Genomic DNA, 21,213 nt, shown 5'->3' with positions numbered 1-21,213 from the left:
CGAACGAGAATGAGAAAACACCTCATTTATTTTCAGATTAAATAACTTCGGTAGTAGGCTGGGTCCTACACCTTACCGATGGCCTGCCTCACTTTGCCCAGCAGCTCACCCATACGGAACGGCTTGATCAGCATGTCCATGCCATCGCCGAGAAACGCCTGCCGGTCCAACGCGGCATCGGCATAGCCGGTCATGAACAGCACAGGCAGTTCGGGCCGGTAGCCACGGGCAAGGTCGGCCAGCTCCCGGCCGCTGAGCGTTGGCAGGCCAACGTCGGTCAGCATCAGGTCCAGGCTCGGGTCGTCGCGCAGGTATTCCAGCGCCTGGTCGGTGGTCGAGGCCAGTGTGCAGTGATAGCCGGCATCGGCCAGCGCTTCGGCCACCGAAAGCCGCACCGAGGCCATGTCCTCAACGATCAGCACATGCTCGCCGTTACCCTGTAGATCGAGCCCACGCTCGCGTACCACGGGCACGGCTGCCTGCGCGCTGGCCGGCAGCATCAGCGCCACTTCGGTGCCCTGCCCCACCACGCTGTTGAGCATCACGTGGCCGCTGGACTGCCGGGCGAAACCATAGATGGTCGACAACCCAAGGCCGGTGCCCTGCCCGACGGGCTTGGTGGTGAAGAACGGGTCGAACACCTTGTCCAGCAACTCAGGTTCGATGCCGGTGCCGTTGTCGCGCACGCTGACCATCACATAGGGGCCGTCGGCAAGATTGGGGTTTTCCTGGGACCAGATGGCGGCCGTGTCGAGCCAGATCCGCCCGCCCTTGGGCAGCGCGTCGCGGGCGTTGATCACCAGGTTGAGCACCGCGCTTTCCAGCTGCACCGGGTCGACCAGGGCGATGGCCGGTTGGGTGGAGAGGTTCAGGGTCAACGTGATGCGCTCGCCAATGGTGCGGGTCAGCAGTTCTTCGAGCGAGCGCACGTGGCGGTTGACGTCCACGGGCCGGGTGTCCAGCGGTTGCTGGCGAGCGAAGGCCAGCAGCCGATGGGTCAGCGAAGCCGCGCTGTTGGCCGAGCTGAGCGCAGCTTCGGCATAGCGCGGCACTCTGTCGACACGGTTCTCGGCCACCCGTTTGCAGATCAGTTCGAGGCTGGTGATGATGCCGGTCAGCAGGTTGTTGAAGTCGTGGGCGATGCCGCCGGTCAAGCTGCCAAGTGCCTCCATTTTTTGCAGTTGCACCAGCTGCGCCTCGGTGCGTTCGCGCACGGCCACTTCATGGGCCAACTGGCTGGTCGCGTCGTCCAGCCGGGCCAGGTGCGAGCGTTCGCGGTGACGGTGCTCGGTGATGTCCTCGACGAACACCAGGCACAAACCCGGCGCCTGATACGGCGAAAGCTGCCACTCGGTCTCGCGTACATGGCCATGCACCTGCATGCTCAAGGTGCCCTGCCAGCGCTCGCCGGCCATGAGGTGCTCGCGCAGGCTGGCCAGCGCCGCCTCCTGCCCATCGGCGAAGCAGTCGTGCAGCTGCTCAGGGTGGCGGTTGTCCTGGATCAGGTAGCTGAACGCCTGGTTGCATTCATGCACCTTCAGCTGGGCGTCCATCACGGCAATCGGCGCCGACACGCTGGTGAAGATCTCGCGAAAGCGTGCCTCGCTCTGGCGCAATGCGCGCTCGGTGTCGCGCACGCGCAGCAAGGTGCGCAGGGTAGCCAGCAGCACGTCCGGGTCGACGGGGTGAATCAGGTAGGCATCGGCGCCAGCGTTCAGCCCGGTGATGATGTCGCCGCTCTGGATCGACGCGGCCGACACATGAATCACTGGCAGCAGCGCCGTGCGTGGGTCCTGACGCAGCAGCCGGACGATGTCGAAGCCGCTCATGTCCGGCAGGTTCACGTCCAGGATCAAGGCGTCGATCTGGCTGTCGCGGATCAGCGCCAGGCCCTCCCCGCCCGTGCCGGCCTCCAGTACCTGGTACCCGTGCACCGCCAACCGCCTGCGCATGGCGTAGCGGGTGGCAACGTTGTCATCGACGATCAGCAAGCGCACATCGGCATTCATTCAGTGCTCTCCGGGGCGAGGGCAAGCGGGATCACCACGAAGAAACAGGAGCCAACGCCCGGCTCGCTCTCGACGCCCACATGACCACCCAGCAGCTCGGCAAAGCGCTTGCACAGCGACAGGCCCAGGCCTGTACCGCGCAAGCGTTTCTGCAACGGAGAGTCCACCTGGGCGAAGTCTTCGAACAGGGTACCCAGCAGCTCCGGTGCAATGCCGATACCCGTGTCGCTCACGGCGAAACGGATACTGTCATCGCCTTCCAGGCAGGCGGAAATACGCACTTCGCCCTGTGAGGTGAACTTCAGGGCATTGGAAATGAAGTTGCGCAGAATCTGCGCCAGCTTCTTGTCATCGGTGTACAGCCGCGGCAGGCCGGCATGTTCTTCGAAGATGAGGTCCACGGCCGTGGCATCGACGATGGGCCTGAACATGCCTCGCAGGGCGGCGAACAGGTCGAACATGTCGAACCAGGCCGGCGAAATGGTGATGCGACCGGCTTCGATCTTGGCCAAGTCGAGCAAGTCGTCAACCATGTCGGACAGCTCGCGGGTAGCGGTACTGATGAAGGTGACCTGACGGTGCTGTTCCGCCGACAACGGCCCGTCGAGCTCGTCGGTCAGCAGGCCGGTGATGCTCAAGATCGAGCCCAGCGGGGTGCGAAACTCATGGCTCATGTAGGACAGGAAGCGGCTTTTGAGGTCCGAGGCCTGGCGCAGGTGCTCAGCCTGGGTATCCAGCTCGGCATACAGCGCCAGCACGCCCTGGTTGGTTTCATCCAGCTCGGCGCGCAAGGCGTCGTTCTCGGCTTGCAGGCGGGCAATAAGTGCGGCATCAGCCATTGGGCAGCTCCAGGTCGATGACAAGTACGGTGACATCGTCCCGGCCTCGGCAGAAATCGCGGTGCAGCACCGCAGCGATCACGGCCGGATGACGGTGCACCAGGCCAGGGTAATCCTTGAGGTTCCACCGGGACTGCAGGCCATCGCTGTACATGATCAACACATTTCCGTTCAGATCAGCGTAGTCGAACACTTGGGTTTTTCTGAATTGCCCGCCGACGATGCCGGGCATTGACGCCAGGCCTCGTGATTGGCTGCCATTGACCAGGCTCGCGCCGATGTTGCCGATGCCGGTGTAGCTCAGCCGTGCATTGCAGCCCTCGTAGTGCGCCAGGGCCACGGCGCCACCGCGTGTGCCTGCCATCGCCTGGTGCATGGCCAGAAGCTGCTGCTGCGGGTGGGCGAACGGTGCCTGTGCGAACACTGCCGCGCCCGCCTGGGCTGCCGCTTCGGCTTCGCTGCCATGCCCCAGCCCGTCGATCACCAGGGCGCTCACGCGCTGCCCATCGAAGGTCAGGTGCCAGGTGTCGCCGCAGGCCGGGTCGCCATTGAGGGCATGCTGGCTGACGCCGAAGCGCAGGTCAGTACCTGGGTCATTCTGGGCATACAACCGCGCCAGAACTACGGCTCCCCGGGTATCGGCATAGACGTCGAAGACTTGAGCCTGGCGGGCGATGGCGCCCAGGCCGATGCCTTGGGTACCCGCCGACGAATAGCCGTCGGCCAGGCAGGCTTGGGCATCGAACCCTTGCGCGCGATCGAGGGTGAGCACTTCGATGCCAAACCTGCCGTCACCGCGCGGCAGCGCCCGCAGATGAAGCTCGCCGTGCCCGGCATGCTTGAGCACGTTGGTGCACAGCTCGGTCACCACCAGCGCGACACGTCCGGCGTCCGTTTCGTCATGACCGTGGGCCTGAGCAAGTTTTTGCGCGATCCGTCGAGCGTGGCCAACGTCACTGGGGTCAGCCAACGGTACGACGCAGGTCTGGCTGGCAGCGATGCTCACGCCCATCGTGTGATCGTCACACGGGTACCCTCGCCAGGCGCGGTATCCAACTCGAACTCATCCACCAGGCGCCGCGCGCCGGTCAGGCCCAGGCCCATGCCACCGCCCGAGGTCCAGCCGTCGGTCAACGCCAGGCCGATATCGGGAATGCCGGGGCCTTCGTCACGAAAATGCAGGCGCAGGCCCACGCGACCGAAGTCCTCCAGCACCTGCCAGTCCATGTCGCCGCCACGGCCGTAGACCACGGTGTTGCGGGCCAGCTCGCTGACGGCGGTGACCAACTTGGTCAGGTCGACCAGGCGCATGCCGCACTCGCCCGCCAGCTTGCGGGCCAACTGGCGCGCAAGGACTACATCCTGCTCGATGCGCACCGGCAGGCTACCGCTGTCGCGCACATTCATTTGCGGGTCACACGCTGACGCAGCACTTGCATGCCGCGTTCCACATTCAAGGCCGTACTTACCCCGGGCAACGTCAGCCCCAGTTCCACCAGGGTGATGGCTACGGCAGGCTGCATGCCGACCACCATGGTCTCGGCGTCCATGATGCGTGACAGGCCCGAGATGCTGGCGATCATGCGCCCGATGAACGAGTCGACCATGTCCAGTGCCGAGATGTCGATGAGTACGCCGCGGGCGGAGGTGCTGCTGATGCGGTCGGTCAGGTCTTCCTGCAGGGTGAGGGCCAGTTGGTCGTGCATGTCCACCTGGATGGTCACCAGCAGGAATTCCCCCATCTGCAGGATCGGGATACGCTCCATGGCTCAGGCTCGCTGGCCGAGGTCGCTGCCCACGCGGGTCAGGGCCAGCTTCAGGGCATCGGCCAGGTTAGCCTTGGTGGTCAGGGTGCCAAGGTCCAGGCCCAGGTGCACGATGGTCTGGGCGATCTGCGGGCGGATGCCGCTGATGATGCAATCGGCGCCCATCAGGCGAATGGCCGTCACGGTCTTGAGCAGGTGCTGCGCCACGAGGGTGTCCACGGTGGGCACGCCCGTGATGTCGATAATGGCGATTTCCGAACCGGTGTCGACGATGCGCTGCAGCAGCGACTCCATGACGGTCTGGCTGCGCTGGGAGTCGAGGGTGCCGATCAATGGCAAGGCCAGCACACCGTCCCACAGTTTGACCACCGGCGTAGACAGCTCCAGCAGTTCTTCCTGCTGGCGGCGAATGACGTTTTCACGGCTCGCCTGGTAAGTGCGCATGGTGTGCATGCCCATGCTGTCGAGCAGCTCGGACACGCGCCAGAGTTCCTCGGCCAGCGTGGCCGGGTCGGCGCTGTAGTGCGATTGCAGCAAGGCGAACAGCGGACGCTTCAGGGCGTAGATGGAGTGCACGGTCTGGTGGGAGTCATGGCCCATCTGCGCGCGCGATGACGACAGCTTTTCGAGGAACCGGCGTACGGCCTCCCAATCGGCGGTTGCCAGGTTGGCGCCACCTTGGCCCTTCAAGCCCTGCACCAACAGTTGCAGGAACTCGCGGGTCTCTTGGGCCAGCACCTGTTCCTTGACGTTGCGCGTGGCACCGTTGGCTTCCAGGCCTGCCAACCACTGGGTCAGCAACTGGTCCTGGTTGTTTTCGACCGCGTCCAACGTACTGCTTTGCAGTGCTGCCATGTATCTGAGCTCCTGTGGTGAAAGCGGGCACCTTCACGCTATGACCGGGTGTTTTGTGAGTGACAGTTACTGGCCGGAATAGTTGTCCGGGTGGCGCATTTAATTGCATTAGGCCATCGGATGGTAGTCCATTGCTCAAAGAAATTTGGCAGGTTGGATCAAGGGCAGGCGAGTGCGCCGTGAGCACCGGACCAAAGCATGGGTGCGCCTGCCTCTTCACGCCATGGCCGGTAGCGTCCCTGGCGCCTTGAAACCATTGGTGACCCCGGCACTCAATAGGGGCTACCCACCAGAAGGAACTGATGCATGAACACGACTCGCCTGATCCTGCCCCTGCTTGCCAGCCTTGCTGGCGTGGCCACCGCTCACGCTGAAAACCTCGATCAAACCGAGGCTCTCACGCGTATCGGCCAAGTTCTGACGTGCAAGCGCGTGGTCTCACCCGAGCAGTTCGATGCACTGGTCACGGCGGCCAAGGGCCAGGCCACCGTCCAGGCGTCGGAGCTGTCGGACGCTGAGTATTCGCTGGCGCAGCCAGTGGAGGTCTACGGCCAACCGATCACGCAGCTGACGGCACATGCTGCCAGTGACGGCGAAGGTGACTTCAACGAATTTTCGGGGATGTTCAAGGGCCAGCGCGTCGAGGACATCGCCAAGCTGAGCGGCATCGGCAAGGATGACCTGGGGCATTACACCCAGGAAGTTGGCAACCACGATGTGTCGTTGCGGGGCGAGTCGGGCAGTACCTACGTTGCCTGCACGCAAGACAAGCGCCCGGCGCAGTAGGCTGATCGCCTCGCCGCCCAGCGCCTATGAGCTGCCAGCCCTGCAAGGCTGGCATTCCCGCCTGCCTCAGTACAGACGTGTGCAGCCCCGAAGGCTTACCCATCCAAGTAGGAGCAGGCCTCGTGCCACGATGGGCCGCAAAGCGGCCCCAGCACCCTGAGTTGCGAAGCTGATAACCCCGAAGCCGCATCGCAGCCTCGAGGCTCCAGCAAAGCTCATCTCACCCCAACGACCGCGCCCCCACAGGCTGCGCATGACCGCGTGTCGTCACGATACCCAGGAAGGAAATCAGGATCGCAAGCCCCAGCGTGGCGCTCACTTCCGCCCGGTGCTCGGGCGTGTACATCATCACCGCCAAGGCCAGGGCAATGAAGATGATTACCGCCCAGGTCAGCCAGGGGAACAGCCACATGCGGAACTTGAGCTCAGTATTCTCCCGCTCAAGACGGCGACGCATGCGCAGTTGGGAGATGGCGATGACCATGTAGACCAGCAGCGCGATGGCACCTGAGCTTGCCAGCAGGAACTCGAACACGCCCTTGGGTGCGAAGTAGTTGAGCACGGCGATGGATGCACCGATCAGGGTGCTGCCGAACACCGCAGCACGGGGTACGCCGACCTTGGACGTGTGTTTGAGCATTGCCGGCGCATCGCCACGCTTGGCCAGCGAATACATCATGCGCGAGGCGATGTAGATCGAGGAGTTCATGCAGCTGGTGACCGCTACCAGCACCACCAGGTCGACCAGCAAGGCCGCATTGGGGATGTTCATGATTTCCAGTGCACGCTGATACGAGCCCACCATAGCCAACTGTGGGTCGTTCCACGGCACGACGGAAATGATCACGAAGATGGAGAGGATGTAGAAGGTACTGATGCGCCAGATGACCGAACGGGTGGCCTTGGCGATGTTGCGCGAAGGATCGCTCGACTCCGAAGCGGCGATGGTCACTGCCTCCGTGCCGATGAAGCTGAACATCACAGTGATGAACGCGCCCACCACCGCCGCCCAACCATTGGGCGCAAAACCGCCATGCTCGGCAATCAGCCCACTCAAACCGCTGACTTCACGGTTGGGCAGCCAACCCATCAGCGCCGCGAAGCCGAGGCTGATGAAGGCAAGGATCGCAGTCACTTTCAAAATGGCGAACCAGAACTCGAACTCACCGTACTTGGCCACACTGAACAGGTTGGTACCTGCCAGCAACAGCACCGACGCCAAGGCGAATATCCAGCTGTCTATCTGCGGGAACCAGGCGTTGAGCACGTGCCCTGCCGCCAGGGCTTCGATGGGAATGACCAGCACCCAGAACCACCAGTACAACCAGCCGATGGTGTAGCCGGCCCAGCGGCCGATGGCCTGGTCGGCGTAGGTGGAAAATGAACCGGTATCGGGGTGCGCGACGGCCATTTCGCCGAGCATGCGCATGACCAGGACGACCAAGGTCCCGGCCACGAAATAGGAGATTATGGTAGCCGGGCCGGCTGCCGCAATGGCGTGGCCCGAGCCGACGAAAAGTCCGGCGCCGATGATGCCGGCGATGGACAGCATCGTTACATGACGTGGCTTGAAACCTTGTGCAAGGTTGCCATCAGATCCCACGGTGTTCATTGATGTTGTTCTCTTTTTGCTGACACAAGGATGGACGGGCAGGCGTAGGCGAAAATAGCTCCTTGAAGGGTTCAGGTCGACAGGTTGCTTGCGCTCTGTTGTTGATCTTTGCAGCGCATCACAAGGCAACGTGCCGGTGGGGGTCGGGCTTCATTTAAGCCCCGCAGGGATGAGGGAAATTACACGAGAACGCCCCGGAACTGTTCGATCACGACAGCGCTTTTGTGCAAGCGACAAATGTCGCGATTGGCATGTCCGAACGCGCCATCAACGCCAATGACGCTTCTGTTTTTCATTCGAGTGTGCTGCCCCGGCTGCCCGTTCAACAGGCAGCGGGTGGCGCGGGCATCAGGCCAAGGCGTGGTCGACCAGCACTTGCAGCCGCCCCAGGGAACAGCGCTCGACCCGCGCCTGGACGCCATACACCTGCGCCAGCAAGTCGGGCACCAACACATCCTGCGGCGTACCACTGGCGACCACCCTGCCCTCGCGCAGCACCACCAGCCAGTCGGCATGGCTGGCAGCCAGGTTGATGTCGTGCAGCACCGCCACCGCCAACAGGCGATGCACCTGCACGCGCTCACGCACGGCGTCCATGACCCGCAATTGATAATGCAGGTCAAGCGCGCTGGTGGGCTCATCGAGCAGCAGCACCTGCGGGTTGCGCGCCAGCAACTGGGCCAGCGCCACCAATTGCCGCTGCCCACCGGACAAGCTGTCCAGCGAGCGCTGGGCCAGGTGCTCGATACCCAGCTGGCGCAGGGCCGCAAAGGCCTGGCCCAGCAGGTCGTCCGCGCTGCCTACGCGAAGTGCGGCCATGATGCTTTCCAGCACGCCAAGGGCAATGCCGGGGGGCAACTGCTGGGGCATGTAGGCTAGCCGTCGAGCGCGCTCGGCAAAGGCCAGGCGGTTCACGTCCTGGCCATCCAGGCGCAGGCCGCCACGCATGCGTTCGAGCCCTGCCAGGGCCCTGAGCAGCGTGGACTTGCCCGCCCCGTTGGGCCCCACCAGCGCCACCAGGCTGCCTTCGGGCAGGGCAGGCAGGCTGACCTCGTGCAAAATCTGCCGCGCACCGTAGGCGACCGAAACCTTGTCGATCACCAGGCTCACAGCTTTCTCCCTCGCCGGAACACCAGCGTCACGAAAATCGGCACCCCCACCAGGGCGGTGACGATGCCGACCGGCACGATGACGCCTGGCATGATCAGCTTGCTGGCAATGGAGGACAACGACAGCATCAGCGCGCCCACCAGCGCGCTGGCCGGCAGCAGGAACCGCTGGTCTTCCCCCACCAGCAAGCGCGCAATGTGCGGCCCGACCAGGCCGACGAAGCCGATGGTGCCAACGAATGCCACGGCGGTTGCCGACAACAGGCTGATGCGCAGCAGCGAGGCAAAACGCAGCCGCCGGGTGTCCACACCGAAGCTGCGCGCCCGGTCCTCGCCCATGCGCAGCAGCGTCATCGCAGGTGCTGCGCGCAGCGAAAACGGCAACACCAGTGCCACGACCAGCGCCAGAATGCCGAGTTTGTTCCAATCGGCCCGGGCCAGGCTGCCCATGGTCCAGAACACCAGTTGCTGCAATACGTCTTCGGTGGCCAGCAGTTGCAACAGCGACACCAGGGCATTGCAGCTGAACACCAGGGCGATGCCGAACAGCACCAGGCTCTCCACGCCCGCCCCGCGAAGCCGCGACATGGCCTGCAACAACACCACCGACAGGCAGGCGAAGACGAAGGCCATCACCGTCACCTGCACCCCCGCCGTCATCCAGGCGATGCTGAGCGGGTAGGCTATGGCAAGCGAAGCCCCCAGTGCCGCTGACGAGGACACCCCCAGGGTGAAGGGGCTGGCCAGCGGGTTGTCGAGGATTGCCTGCATCTCGGCCCCTGCGAGCGACAGTGCCGTGCCCACCAGCACCGCCATCAGCGCGTAGGGCAAGCGTACGTTCCAGATGATCACCCGCTCCGTGGCGCTGAGCGTGGCCGGGTCGAACAGGCCTTGCACCAGTCGCCCCAGGCTCATCCCCGACGCACCGCTGGCCAGGTCGCTCAAGACCGAAACCAGTAACAGCACGGCCAGCCCGGCAACCAGCCCGGTACGCCGCCACAGCAGCCGGCGGTAGTGCCAGGCGGCCTGTTGCACGCCTGGCAGCGCCTGTGCGTTCACTGGGCGTCGACCCAGTACTGACCGTCCAGCCCTACCTTGAGCATGCGGTTGATCTCGGCCATGGTCGCTTGCGGGTCGATGTCCTTGAACCGCTCCGGGTGCACCCAACGCGCCATCGCTTCAATCGCAAGGATGTTGAACGGCGAGTTGTAGAAGTCATGCCACAAGCCATGGGCCTGGCCGGCCTGGATGGGCCGCAAGGGGGCGAATTCCGGGCGGGCGGTGATCTTCGCCAAGCTGTCCCGGGCCGTTTTTTCGGAAACCCCGGCCCCCAGCAGTACGCCGGGGGCGCGGTTGCCGGTGGCGATATAGACGTCGGGATCGGCTTGCAGCACGTACTCGACGCTCACATCGCCCAGCGCACCGGGCACCACGTCGGCACCGATGTTATGGCCACCCACCGCCTGGACCACACTGCCCAAGCCGCTTTTGCCAGTGGTATGGCCAGGCGCTTGCCACACCCCGGCCAGCAATTCCAGAAACACCTTGGGCCGCTCGCTTTCCTTGATGCCAGCCACGCCCGCTTTCACCTGCTCCAGGTGACGGTCGTACAGGTCGAGGTACTGCTGCGCCTGCTGTTCACGGCCTAGCAGCGTACCCAGCGCCTGCATGCTGACGTGGGTATTGCGCATGGGGTGCACACGAAAATCGATGAACAACACCGGCACGCCGGCCTTGGCCAGCAGATCGGCCACCGGGCTGTGCTGGGTCGGGCCTTCGCCGGCGATGCTGAAAATGGCCAGGTCAGGCTTGAGCGACAGGATCTGCTCGGCGCTCACGCTCTGCTCGGAGGCCTGCCCTATCAAGGGCAGCTTGGCGATCTGCGGGTACTGCCGGGCGTAGACCTCATAGGTATGCGGGTCCAGCAAGCGCATGTCGTTCTGCCAGCCCACCACGCGCTGGAAGGGGTTATCACGGTCGAGCAGCGCCAGGGCGAAGAACAAACGCCCCTCGCCCAGCACGATACGTTGCGGGGCGTGGTCAAGCTCGACGGTACGCCCCAGCACATCGGTAACTTGCAGGGCTTGGGCGGTGTGGGCAAAGCCGAGGCAGGGCGCCAGCAGCAGCAAGGCAGGCAGCAGGCGCTGCCGCAAACGGGGGAACAGGCACATCGGGGCGTCCTCTTGAAGAGAGAATCAGTCGCAACGGAGCCGGGCATTCTAGCCAGCCGCCTGTGCTCCCGATGTGCGCGAATGTATTGGTCTGGTCGCCAGCCATTACATCCCGTTACCCCAAGGCGTTACCAGGTCAGGCAGATCTTGCCGAAATGGCGGTTGCTTTCCTGATAGCGAAACGCATCGACGATGTGTTCGAGCTCGAAGTGCTTGTCCACCACCGGGCGCAGGCCGTTGGCCTCGATGGCCCGGACCATGGCCTGCTGCTGGGCACGGCTGCCTACCAGCACACCCTGCAGGCGGATCTGCCGCACCAGGGCCTGCACCAGCGGCAGCTGCCCCGCCACACCGGTCAAAATGCCGATCAGCGAGACATGGCCCCCGATGCGTGCGGCGATCATCGATTGCTCCAGGGTGGCGGGCCCGCCGACTTCGATCACATGGTCCACCCCACGGTTGTCGGTCAGCTCACGCACCTTTTCGCCCCAGGCCGGCGTGCGCGTGTAGTTGATCACGTGGTCGGCGCCCAAGGCCTTGAGCCGCTCGAGCTTGGCATCGCTGGAAGAGGTGGCGATCACCGACGCACCGGCCAGCTTGGCGAACTGCAGGGCAAAGATCGACACCCCGCCGGTGCCCTGTACCAGCACCGTGTCACCGGGCTTGAGGTGATCGTCGCTCATCAGCGCGCGCCAGGCGGTAAGCCCGGCGGTGGTCAAGGTCGCCGCCTCGGCGTGGCTGAAGCCCTTGGGCGCGCGGGTGAAGGCTGTGGCCAACGCGGTCACATGGCCACGGGCATAACCGTCCAGGCCATCGCCCGGCACCCGGGCAAAGCCCTCGACATTGGCCTCACCATCCAGCCAGTCAGGGAAGAAGGTGCTGACCACGCTGTCACCGACCTGAAAGTCGCTGACGCCGCTGCCCACGGCGATCACCTCGCCGGCACCGTCGGCCATCGGGATGCGCCGTTCGGCTGGGCCCCACATGCCGCTGACCACGGCGAAGTCGTGGTAATTGAGGGAGCTGGCATGCAAGCGTACGGTGATTTCACCCACGCCTGGGGCAGTGGCCTCGCAGGTGCCGACCTCGACCTTGTCGTAGCCGCCGCCGGGTTGAACGTAGATCGCCTTGCTGCTCATGGTCGAGTGCTCCATCTGTAAAAAGGAAAGTGGTCGGCGAGCGTGGGGTCAGCCCAGCATACGCTTCAAGGCATGACAGTCGGGCGCATGTCGGTCAGCAAGGCCCGGCCAGGCGTCGTGCGGCTGGTTCACAAGCACCGTGCCCGCGCCGGCGGCTCGCCCGCAGTCGAGGTCGAAGCGGTGGTCGCCCACCATCACCATCGCCTGCGGCGCGACGCCCCAGGCGCCGGCAATCTTGAGCAGCCCATCGGGGCTGGGCTTGGGCTGCGCTTCGTCACGGCCAAGAATGTGCGCCACCGGAAAACAGTCGGCAAGGCCAATGGCTTGGAGCGTGATGTGTGCCAGTTCGCGGGCATTGCGGGTGAGGATGCCCAGTTGGCAACCACGGCTGGCCAGCTCACGGACCAGCTCCACCGCCCCCTGGGCAGCTTTGGAGACCAGCGCCAGATGACGCTCGTGCTCCAGCAGCCAGGCATGCTTGGCGGCGGCTTCGTCTGCGGGCAGAGCCGCCAGGTGCGCCAGAATGTCGTCCTTGGGAGGAATGCCCAACTTCACACGGATTGCGGCAAAATCATGCGCGGCCACGGTCAGGGTGCCGTCCATGTCGAACACCCAATGGCGCACCTGGCCCAGGTTCATGCCCAGTCCTTGCGATGACGGATCAGGCCTTCCTGGCTGGACGAGGCGACCAGTTGACCGGCCTGGTTGAAGATGCTGCCGCGGCAGAAGCCACGGGCATTGCCAGCCCAGGGGCTGTCGGTGGCGTACAGCAGCCATTCATCAGCCCGCAGGTTGCCGTGGAACCACAAAGAGTGGTCCAGGCTGGCGATCTGCATGTCCCGCTGCCAGACCGACTTGCCATGGGGCAGCATCGATGTGGTCAGCAGCCCGAAATCAGAGGCGTAGGCCAGGATGTACTTGTGCAGCGCAGGGATAGCCGGCAGATTGCCGTCGGCGCGGAACCAGGCGTATTTCACCGGGTCGCCGGGCTTGGGGTTGAACGGGTCACGCTCGGTTACTGGGCGAATCTCGATGGGCTTGGCGCACAGCACCTTGTCGCGGATGCGCTCAGGAAGCTGATCGGCCATGGCGCTGGCCAGTTCCACTTCGGTGGGCAGGTTTTCAGGGCCGACCACATCGGGCATCTGTGCCTGGTGGGTGAACCCGTCCTCGTCGTACTGGAACGAGGCGCTGCAGGTGAAGATCGTCTTGCCCTTCTGAATCGCCGTGACGCGTCGGGTACTGAAACTGCCGCCATCACGCACGCGGTCCACCGAGTACACCACCGGCAGGCTGGCATCGCCCGGGCGCAGGAAGTAGCCGTGCAGCGAGTGCACGTGGCGGGCATCCTCTACCGTCTGGCTGGCGGCCGACAAGGACTGGCCCAGCACCTGGCCGCCATACAGCTGGCGAAAACCCAGGTCCTGGCTGCGGCCGCGGAACAGGTTTTCTTCAATGGCTTCGAGGCTCAACAGGTCGACCAGGTCGTCCAACACATGACTCATCAGGGTTCTCCGTAGACGCAAGACGTGCTCACAAGGCGCCGTGGGCCGGCGCTCGATTCAACCGGCGCGGCCCACGCATGAGCCGCACCGTCCAATAGCGCAAATAATACAGGGTTTGACATCGCCAGCCCCCCTGGCGGTTCACTCGGCCCGCAAGGTCTGCTCCCACCGCGCGCGATCGATCCGATACAGCACATGCGGGCGCAGTGGATGGCCGAGGGCGACACGCGGGTGGTCGAAACTGCCTGCCAGGTCCTGCTCCATGCCGATGGCTTGCATCACCTTCTGCGAGGGCAGGTTGAGGGTGCTGGTAAAGGACACCACCTGCTCGACCTGCAACTGGGCAAACGCACAGCGCAAGCACGTCCAGGCCGCCTCACTGGCAAACCCCAGACCCCAGTGCCGACGTGCCAGGCGCCAGCCGATCTCGACTGCCGGGGCGAAGGGCGCGTCGAAGTTGACATTGAGCAGGCCCGTCATGCCGATGAAAGCCCCACTGTCCTTGCGCTCAAGCGCCCACAGGCCAAACCCGTACTCATGAAAATGCCCGCGGATGCGGCCGATCAAGGCAGCCGCTTCAAGGCGTGTGAGCGGCGCGGGGAAGTAGCGCATGACCTGGGGGTCGGCGCACAGGGCAGCGAACTCGCGCAGATCCTCGTCCTGCCATTGGCGCAGAATCAGCCGCGCGCTTTCCAGTTCCAGAATGGGGGTCATGGGGTTCGCTCCGTTTTGGCGTGCTGCACTGTACAGCGTAGGCGCAGGCACGACCGCGCACCGGGTAATGAGTAGCCGAATGCATTTTTCACATGCGCTTCACCGGCTGGCAACACGCGGGTTAGCAAAATGCCGCCATCCCTGCCGCGCCCAGCGCGCGGTTTCCCTGTCGGAGCCACCCATGCTGTCGAGCAACACTCTGCCGCCCTACGCAATGCATTCACCGCGCAAGCGATGGCTGCCCCGCAGCACCGTGACCGTCGCCTTGAGCCTGTGCCTGGCCGTGGCGGCATCGACCTCCTGGTTTATGACGAGAACCTCCATCGTGGACCTTGGTAGCGAACAACAACTCAGCAAAAGCGGCCTGCTCCAGGCCTGGGCCAACGGTGCGGTGATCGTCATGATCCGCCATGCCGAGCGCTGTGACAGCGCACCGGGCCCCTGCCTGGGCGACCCGGCTGGCATCACGGTCGCCGGCAGCCAGGCTGCCGGGCGCGTGGGCGAAGGCCTCAAGCACCTGGGGCTGGCCGATGCCGACCTGTTGAGCAGCCCGAAGGTGCGCACCCAGCAGACGGCGCATTTCATTCTGGGGCAGCCGGTGGCCACGCGGGAATGGATCGGCCAGTGCGACGGCGGCTTCCCGGCTCAGGCGCTGGCAGCCAAACGCCCCGAACACAACCTGGTGCTGGTAACCCACAACGGCTGCGTCGATCAGTTCGCTCGCCAGCAGAACGTTACCGGCGGCGAACGGGACAGCGGTTATGCCAGTGCCCTGTTCGTTTCCGTGGACGACAGTGGCAAGGCACGCATCCTGGGGCGGTTGAACGCGCCCGAATGGCAGCGCGTGCTGGCCAGCGCTGCACGTTGAAAGTGCCCGTTGCATAGGTGGGCACCGGCTTGCACGCTGGGCTAGCAAAGTTTTCCACAGCCGTTGGCTGTCATGGCAAGATCAAGTCTGTTTCTTGCTGTGGATAACCCATGTCGCTGCCGCTGATCTACCACGAAGACTACAGCCCGGAGTTTCCGCCGGACCATCGTTTTCCGATGGACAAGTTTCGTCTGCTGCACGATCACCTGATCGACAGTGGGTTGACCACCGACCAGGCGTTGCTGCGGCCCGAAATCTGCCCCAATGACATTCTTGCGCTGGCCCACGACCGCCGTTACATCGAGCGCTACATGCACGGCGAGCTATCCCGCGAGGACCAGCGGCGCCTGGGCCTGCCGTGGAGCGAAGCGCTGGCGCGGCGCACCGTGCGTGCGGTCGGGGGTTCGCTGTTGACGGCCGAGATGGCCCTGCAACACGGGGTGGCCTGTCACCTGGCGGGCGGTACCCACCATGCCCACTACGACCACCCAGCCGGCTTTTGCATCTTCAATGACCTGGCCGTGATCAGCCGTTACCTGCTCGAAGCCGGCCGCGTGCACCGGGTGCTGATCTTCGATTGCGATGTTCATCAAGGGGACGGTACCGCGCGCATTCTTGAAGACACGCCCGACGCCATTACCGTCTCCCTGCATTGCGAGCAGAACTTCCCGGCCCGCAAGGCGCAAAGCGACTGGGACATCCCCCTGCCACGTGGCATGGGGGACGACGCTTACCTGCACGTGGTGGATGAGGCGCTCAATTACCTGCTGCCGCTCTATCAGCCTGACCTGGTGCTGTACGACGCCGGGGTCGATGTTCACAAGGACGATGCCCTGGGTTACCTGCAAATCACCGATGCAGGGCTGGCCGCACGTGACGCGCGCGTGCTCGGCCAGTGCCTGGGCCGCGACATTCCGGTCATGGGCGTGATCGGGGGCGGTTACAGCAAGGATCGCAGAGCGCTGGCCAAGCGCCATGGCGTGCTTCATCACACGGCGGCCAACGTCTTGCGTTGTGCACAATGACTGTGGAACCGCTTGTGGATAACCTGAGCGAAACAGGCTGTAGCCCTTTAATAGCGCTGCCTGCGCGACATTGATCATTTTTTGATCAGTGCTTGTGAGAGCTGTGCTGCGCTAGAATGCGCATCTTTTCCACAGCCTGCAGCCCATCATGTCCGAAGTAAGTCACCCCGCCCCTCCTGTCGCCGCTGTCATTGGGGGCGGCCCCGCCGGCCTGATGGCGGCTGAAGCCCTGGCACAGGCCGGGCTTTCGGTGGAAGTGTTCGACGCCATGCCTTCGGTGGGTCGCAAGTTTCTGCTGGCAGGCGTGGGCGGCATGAACATCACCCATTCCGAGCCCTACCCTGCCTTCGCGGCGCGGTATGCCGAGCGCCAAAGCGAGGTTGACGGGCTGTTGCGCGACTTTGACGCCAACGCCTTGCGCCAGTGGATTCACGGGCTGGGTATCGCCACGTTCGTGGGCAGCTCGGGCCGCGTGTTCCCAACCGACATGAAGGCCGCCCCGCTCCTACGCGCGTGGCTCAAGCGCCTGCGTGAAACCGGCGTGGTTATCCACAACCGTCATCGCTGGCTGGGCTGGAGCGAGGACGGCGCGCTGCGCATTGCTTATCCACAGGGCGAGCGGCTGGTCCGGCCCGCCGTGGTCGTACTGGCACTGGGTGGCGGCAGTTGGGCGCGGCTGGGATCGGATGGGCGCTGGCAGGCAACCCTGGCTGACCGCGCTGTGGATATCTCACCCCTGCGCCCGAGCAATTGCGGGTTCGAGGTCGCGGGCTGGAGTGCGGTGCTCACCGACAAGTTCGCAGGGGCGCCGGTCAAGAACATTGCCCTGAGCGTGCCAGGCCGTGCGCCGCGCAAAGGCGAGTTCATCCTGACCGCCCAGGGTGTGGAAGGCAGCCTGGTCTACGCCTGGTCGGCGCAGGTGCGTGCGGCCATCGAGCAATGTGGCAGCGGTGTGCTGATATTGGACCTGCTGCCGGACAAGCCTGTGGACAAGATTGCCCAGGCCCTGGCACGCCCGAGGGGCTCGCGGTCCATGGCCAAGCACTTGCAAGGGCAATTGGGCCTGGACGGGGTCAAGGCGGCGCTGCTGCGCGAGCTGACCGACCCGGCCACATTCGCCGACCCGCCAGCCCTTGCCCAGGCGATCAAGGCCCTGCCGATCACGCTGGTGCGCACTCGTCCCTTGGACGAAGCGATCAGTAGTGCCGGCGGGGTGCGTTTCGAAAGCCTGGATGAGGGGCTGATGATAAAGCACATGCCAGGGGTGTTCTGTGCGGGCGAGATGCTGGACTGGGAAGCGCCAACAGGCGGGTATCTGCTGACTGCCTGCTTCGCCAGCGGGCTGCGGGCCGGTCGGGCAGCGGCGGCGTGGGTGGGGCGGCAGGGGAATACGACGGGCTGATCGCAGGTTTCACAGGCCTGTCCTCGCTTTAGCAATCGGGGCTATACCCAACGCGCTGCTAAAGCTCGTACCTGCCCCGTTGAGATCAAAAGCCACTGCCTCACGCCAACGCTCTAACCGTCAGGGCTTGCGCTTGCGCGGCCCCCCATTGAAGCTAGGCACCTTGCGCACGGCCTTCACCGCAGGTGGCGCGGTGCCTGCCTCATCACTGTCCATCCAGCGACCCAGCCCACGCTTGGCACTGTTCTCCTTGGGCTTCTTCGGTTTCTTGGGCTTTTTCATCACCTGACCACTGGCATCGGTCAGGGGTACCCGGTGATCAGGAATGAAGTCAGGCTCTTCATGACGCGTCAGTGTCTGCCGGGTCAGCACTTCGATGGCCGCTAGCAACTGCACCTCATCCGCGCACACCAGCGAAATCGCCTCACCCGTGTTGCCCGCACGGCCAGTGCGGCCGATACGGTGCACATAGTCTTCGGCCACGATCGGCAGGTCCAGGTTGACTACCAGCGGCAGGTCGTCGATGTCCAGCCCGCGCGCAGCCACGTCGGTGGCCACCAGCACCTGCACCTCGCGTGCCTTGAAGCTGTCCAGCGCCCGTTGCCGTGTCGCCTGGGGGCGGTCGCCATGGATACCATCGGCCTTGACCCCTTCGGCCAGCAGGCGCTCGACCAGTTGATCGACGCCATTGCGGGTCTTGGCGAAGACCAGCACCTGCTTCCAACGCTGCTTGCGCAACAGGTGGCAGAACAGGTCGACCTTGCGCTTCTTGTCCACCGTCACCAGCCATTGCTTGACGCTCGCCGCCGTGGCATTGCGCGGGCTGACTTCGATGCTGAGCGGGTCGTTGAGCGCGAGCCCTGCAAGCAGGCGGATCTGGTCCGAGAAGGTCGCCGAAAACAGCAGCGTCTGGCGCTTGCGGGGCAGCGCGGCATAGACCGATTGCAGCTCCTCGGCGAACCCCAGGTCGAGCATGCGATCGGCTTCGTCGAGCACCAGAATCTGCACCTGGTTGAACTTGATCGCGTTCTGGCGATACAGGTCCAGCAGCCGGCCCGGGGTCGCCACCAGCAGGTCCACACCACGGCGCAGGCGCATCATCTGCGGGTTGATGCTGACCCCGCCATACACCGCATAGGTGCTCAGCGGCAGGTGCTCGGCATACTCGCGCACGTTGGTATGCACCTGCTCGGCCAGTTCACGGGTGGGCACCAGGACCAAGGCACGAATCGAGTTGGCCGCCACCTTCTCGCCTTCAAGCGCCAGGCGTTGCAACACGGGTAGGGCAAAACCTGCGGTCTTGCCCGTGCCGGTCTGGGCGGCGGCCATCAGGTCGCGGCCGGCCAGCACGGCGGGGATGGCCTGGGCCTGTACCGGGGTCGGGTTGGTGTAATCGCGCTGCTCAAGGGTGCGCAGCAAGGGTTCGATCAGGCCGAGTTTGGCGAAATTCATGGCAATACCATCAGGGGTTCAGCGAAGCCGGCAAGTCTACCGCATCCCCCCTGTGCACTTGCAGGTTTCCCGGTCGAGCGGCTAGGCGATGGGCCGCGCCTTGCGCCACTGCGGCAGGCCGATCAGGACCACCGCGCCAATGATCACGGCCATGGCAACGCACTCTTCGGCACCGATCTGCTCGCCGGCAAGCACGATGCCCAAGAGCACCGCCACGGCCGGGTTGACGTAGGCATAGCTGGTGGCCGCCGCCGGGCGAACGTGCTTGAGCAGGTACATGTAGGCGCTGAACGCCAGGATCGAGCCGAAGAACACCAGGTAGGCCAGCGCGCCCCAGCCGGCAGCGGTGGGCATCTGCGTCATGCGTTCACCCGACAGCAGGCTGCCCAACAGCAACGCCGTACCACCGACCAGCATCTGTGCAGCGCTGGCCATGGGGCCCGGAGGCATGGGCAGGCGCTTGCTCCAGACCGACCCGAATGCCCACGAGGCGGCGGCGAAGATCAACAGCGCCGCGCCAAGCGGGCTCGCCTGCAGGTTGGAGCCCAGGTTGAGCAAGCCGATGCCGGTCAGGCCAAGCACGATGCCCGCCCATTCGAGCCCTGAGTTGCGATAACCGAACATCAGCCCAAACACCAGGGTAAACAAGGGCACGGTCGCCACCGCCAGCGCTGCCACGCCGGACGCCACGCCGGCATGCTCAGCGATCGTCACGCCCCCGTTGCCACAGCTGAGCAGCAAAAAGCCCACCAGCCCCGCTGCCCGCCACTGCGGCCAGGACGGTGATGGCGCCCCTCGCCAGCGCATGAAGCCGTACAACAGCCCCCCGGCAATCAGAAAGCGCACCCCAGCCATGAGCATGGGCGGCCAGCTTTCCACACCGATGCGAATGAACAGGTAGGTTGAACCCCATACGAAATACAGGGCCACGAAGGCCCCGATGAGCAACAGCGGGAAGCGGCGGGTGCTGGACATGGTCGACTCGAAAATCCATTTGCGGGTGACGCAGTCTAACGGTGTGAAACGCAGCGGCAACCCTACAGTGAGGCGTTGGATAAGCAGCACACTTGCAGCCGCGGGCGTGCGACGCCAGGCGCTGCCCGTTTCAGCGGTAGGCTGCCAGCGCGTCGCGCACCTTGGCGGCGGGGGTTTTCTGCAAACGGCAGAACAAGTCGTGGGAAGGCTGCTGCACCCCGTGGTCCTGGCGCAGCACGCCGGCCAGGTGCTGGACCAGGTTAGCGGCCATTTCCGCGTCGGCCATGGCCCGGTGGGCCGTGCCGGTGTTGGGCAGCCCGGCCCAGTGGTTCAGTGTGCCCAGCTTGTGGTTGGGGGCGGCCGGCAGCAGGCGCCGGGACAGCAACAGCGAGCAGGCGAAGGGCTGGCTGCGGCTGCGGCCGATGCGGCTCAGTTCGAAATCCCAGAACTTCTGGTCGAAGGCGGCGTTGTGGGCCAGCAGCGGCGTGGCCCCCACGAACTCGGCCACCTCGTTCATCACCTGCTCCACCGGGGGTGCCTTGCGCACCATGGCGGTGGTGATGCCGGTCAAGCCCGACACGAAAGCAGGCACCGACACCCCCGCGTTCATCAGGCTCTGATAGCGCTCGACGATTTGCCCGCGCTCGAGCATCACCACGGCCACCTCAGTGGCGCGGCAACCGGTGCCTGGGGAAATGCCGGTGGTTTCAAAGTCGATGACAGCGATACGTTCCATAAAAACCTTAGTGTTTGAGCAACAACGGGCCATCGATGGGCACATAGCGGGTGGCGGCGCGGATCAGCGACATCGCCGTCAGCCCCGGCACGCCGTAGACCACCGCTTCGGTGCCGTGGCGCTGGATCACGCGGTCGAGCAGCAGGTCGAAATCCCCGTCACCCGAGGCCAGTACCACCTGGTCCACGCGGCTGGCCGCATCGATCACATCCAGGGTGATGCCGACATCCCAGTCGCCCTTGGCCGAGCC

Annotated in this window: 22 protein-coding genes; 4 read left to right on the top strand and 18 right to left on the bottom strand. The window is 64.6% G+C overall.

Features of this window, described 5'->3' with window-relative positions; all coding sequences use genetic code 11:
- Nucleotides 1-65 precede the first annotated feature (65 nt).
- From B2Y33_RS09835 to B2Y33_RS09810, 6 genes are read right to left on the bottom strand one after another with little or no spacing between them, the layout of a single operon-like run.
- Complete coding sequence (locus B2Y33_RS09835) at nt 66-2,009, bottom strand: response regulator (RefSeq protein ID WP_049696665.1); 1,944 nt, start codon at nt 2,007-2,009, stop codon at nt 66-68.
- On the bottom strand, nt 2,006-2,848 hold the full coding sequence (locus B2Y33_RS09830; protein ID WP_028687124.1) for a sensor histidine kinase: 843 nt from the start codon (nt 2,846-2,848) through the stop codon (nt 2,006-2,008). The genes B2Y33_RS09835 and B2Y33_RS09830 overlap by 4 nt, the downstream gene beginning before the upstream one ends.
- Nucleotides 2,841-3,854, bottom strand: coding sequence for an ATP-binding protein (locus B2Y33_RS09825; protein WP_049696762.1), 1,014 nt, complete (start codon nt 3,852-3,854; stop codon nt 2,841-2,843). Before B2Y33_RS09825 ends, B2Y33_RS09830 begins: the two co-directional genes overlap by 8 nt.
- The gene (locus tag B2Y33_RS09820; RefSeq protein WP_023534560.1) at nt 3,851-4,255 is read right to left on the bottom strand and encodes an anti-sigma regulatory factor; all 405 of its coding nucleotides are present in this window, start codon (nt 4,253-4,255) and stop codon (nt 3,851-3,853) included. Before B2Y33_RS09820 ends, B2Y33_RS09825 begins: the two co-directional genes overlap by 4 nt.
- Nucleotides 4,252-4,614: an STAS domain-containing protein gene (locus tag B2Y33_RS09815; RefSeq protein ID WP_027915208.1), complete on the bottom strand. Its 363-nt coding sequence runs from the start codon at nt 4,612-4,614 to the stop codon at nt 4,252-4,254. The genes B2Y33_RS09820 and B2Y33_RS09815 overlap by 4 nt, the downstream gene beginning before the upstream one ends.
- Nucleotides 4,615-4,617: 3 nt before the next feature.
- Nucleotides 4,618-5,469: an STAS domain-containing protein gene (locus B2Y33_RS09810; RefSeq protein WP_288632889.1), complete on the bottom strand. Its 852-nt coding sequence runs from the start codon at nt 5,467-5,469 to the stop codon at nt 4,618-4,620.
- 306 nt (nt 5,470-5,775) lie between these two features.
- On the opposite strand from B2Y33_RS09810, the gene B2Y33_RS09805 reads away from it, so the two are divergent.
- Entirely contained in the window at nt 5,776-6,255 is a 480-nt protein-coding gene (locus B2Y33_RS09805) for a hypothetical protein (protein WP_111475485.1), read from the top strand.
- A gap of 220 nt (nt 6,256-6,475) precedes the next feature.
- Here the strand turns inward: B2Y33_RS09805 and gabP are convergent, their stop codons facing one another.
- The 8 genes from gabP to B2Y33_RS09765 all read right to left on the bottom strand — a co-directional run bounded on the left by gabP (nt 6,476) and on the right by B2Y33_RS09765 (nt 14,505).
- The gene (gene gabP / locus B2Y33_RS09800; RefSeq protein ID WP_027915210.1) at nt 6,476-7,867 is read right to left on the bottom strand and encodes a GABA permease; all 1,392 of its coding nucleotides are present in this window, start codon (nt 7,865-7,867) and stop codon (nt 6,476-6,478) included.
- Nucleotides 7,868-8,215: 348 nt separating this feature from the next.
- Nucleotides 8,216-8,977, bottom strand: coding sequence for an ABC transporter ATP-binding protein (locus tag B2Y33_RS09795; RefSeq protein ID WP_110607064.1), 762 nt, complete (start codon nt 8,975-8,977; stop codon nt 8,216-8,218).
- Complete coding sequence (locus tag B2Y33_RS09790; protein ID WP_206405555.1) at nt 8,974-10,035, bottom strand: FecCD family ABC transporter permease; 1,062 nt, start codon at nt 10,033-10,035, stop codon at nt 8,974-8,976. Before B2Y33_RS09790 ends, B2Y33_RS09795 begins: the two co-directional genes overlap by 4 nt.
- The gene (locus B2Y33_RS09785) at nt 10,032-11,147 is read right to left on the bottom strand and encodes an ABC transporter substrate-binding protein (protein ID WP_241194912.1); all 1,116 of its coding nucleotides are present in this window, start codon (nt 11,145-11,147) and stop codon (nt 10,032-10,034) included. Before B2Y33_RS09785 ends, B2Y33_RS09790 begins: the two co-directional genes overlap by 4 nt.
- A 128-nt stretch (nt 11,148-11,275) precedes the next feature.
- Complete coding sequence (locus tag B2Y33_RS09780) at nt 11,276-12,286, bottom strand: zinc-dependent alcohol dehydrogenase family protein (protein WP_088523411.1); 1,011 nt, start codon at nt 12,284-12,286, stop codon at nt 11,276-11,278.
- A gap of 48 nt (nt 12,287-12,334) precedes the next feature.
- Nucleotides 12,335-12,925 (bottom strand): HAD family hydrolase, encoded by a 591-nt coding sequence (locus B2Y33_RS09775; protein WP_027915215.1) that lies wholly within the window; start codon nt 12,923-12,925, stop codon nt 12,335-12,337.
- Nucleotides 12,922-13,791 (bottom strand): acyl-CoA thioesterase II, encoded by an 870-nt coding sequence (gene tesB / locus B2Y33_RS09770; RefSeq protein WP_023534523.1) that lies wholly within the window; start codon nt 13,789-13,791, stop codon nt 12,922-12,924. The genes B2Y33_RS09775 and tesB overlap by 4 nt, the downstream gene beginning before the upstream one ends.
- A gap of 141 nt (nt 13,792-13,932) precedes the next feature.
- On the bottom strand, nt 13,933-14,505 hold the full coding sequence (locus B2Y33_RS09765) for a GNAT family N-acetyltransferase (protein ID WP_027915216.1): 573 nt from the start codon (nt 14,503-14,505) through the stop codon (nt 13,933-13,935).
- A gap of 181 nt (nt 14,506-14,686) precedes the next feature.
- Here B2Y33_RS09765 and B2Y33_RS09760 point away from each other — a divergent pair, with 181 nt between their 5' ends.
- The 3 genes from B2Y33_RS09760 to B2Y33_RS09750 all read left to right on the top strand — a co-directional run bounded on the left by B2Y33_RS09760 (nt 14,687) and on the right by B2Y33_RS09750 (nt 17,800).
- Entirely contained in the window at nt 14,687-15,373 is a 687-nt protein-coding gene (locus B2Y33_RS09760; RefSeq protein ID WP_027915217.1) for an Ais protein, read from the top strand.
- A gap of 110 nt (nt 15,374-15,483) precedes the next feature.
- Nucleotides 15,484-16,398, top strand: coding sequence for a histone deacetylase family protein (locus B2Y33_RS09755; protein ID WP_027915218.1), 915 nt, complete (start codon nt 15,484-15,486; stop codon nt 16,396-16,398).
- Between the two features lie 148 nt (nt 16,399-16,546).
- Nucleotides 16,547-17,800 carry a TIGR03862 family flavoprotein gene (locus tag B2Y33_RS09750; protein ID WP_110607066.1) on the top strand — a complete coding sequence of 418 codons (1,254 nt, stop codon included), beginning with the start codon at nt 16,547-16,549 and terminating at the stop codon, nt 17,798-17,800.
- 120 nt (nt 17,801-17,920) lie between these two features.
- On the opposite strand, the gene B2Y33_RS09745 is transcribed toward B2Y33_RS09750, so the two are convergent.
- The 4 genes from B2Y33_RS09745 to B2Y33_RS09730 all read right to left on the bottom strand — a co-directional run.
- Nucleotides 17,921-19,252 (bottom strand): DEAD/DEAH box helicase, encoded by a 1,332-nt coding sequence (locus tag B2Y33_RS09745; protein WP_027915220.1) that lies wholly within the window; start codon nt 19,250-19,252, stop codon nt 17,921-17,923.
- Nucleotides 19,253-19,333: 81 nt separating this feature from the next.
- Nucleotides 19,334-20,227, bottom strand: coding sequence for a drug/metabolite exporter YedA (yedA, locus tag B2Y33_RS09740; protein WP_206405554.1), 894 nt, complete (start codon nt 20,225-20,227; stop codon nt 19,334-19,336).
- Nucleotides 20,228-20,357: 130 nt separating this feature from the next.
- Nucleotides 20,358-20,963 (bottom strand): 3'-5' exonuclease, encoded by a 606-nt coding sequence (locus B2Y33_RS09735; RefSeq protein ID WP_027915222.1) that lies wholly within the window; start codon nt 20,961-20,963, stop codon nt 20,358-20,360.
- A 7-nt stretch (nt 20,964-20,970) separates the two neighbouring features.
- On the bottom strand, nt 20,971-21,213 hold a 243-nt coding region (locus B2Y33_RS09730; RefSeq protein WP_288632886.1), incomplete at its 5' end, for an NYN domain-containing protein.

The organism is Pseudomonas sp. UBA5666, assembly GCF_002420785.1.
Taxonomy (GTDB): domain Bacteria; phylum Pseudomonadota; class Gammaproteobacteria; order Pseudomonadales; family Pseudomonadaceae; genus Aquipseudomonas; species Aquipseudomonas fulva.
The sequence above is the reverse complement of the archived record's forward strand: the minus strand, read 5'-3'. Positions and strand labels throughout refer to the sequence as shown.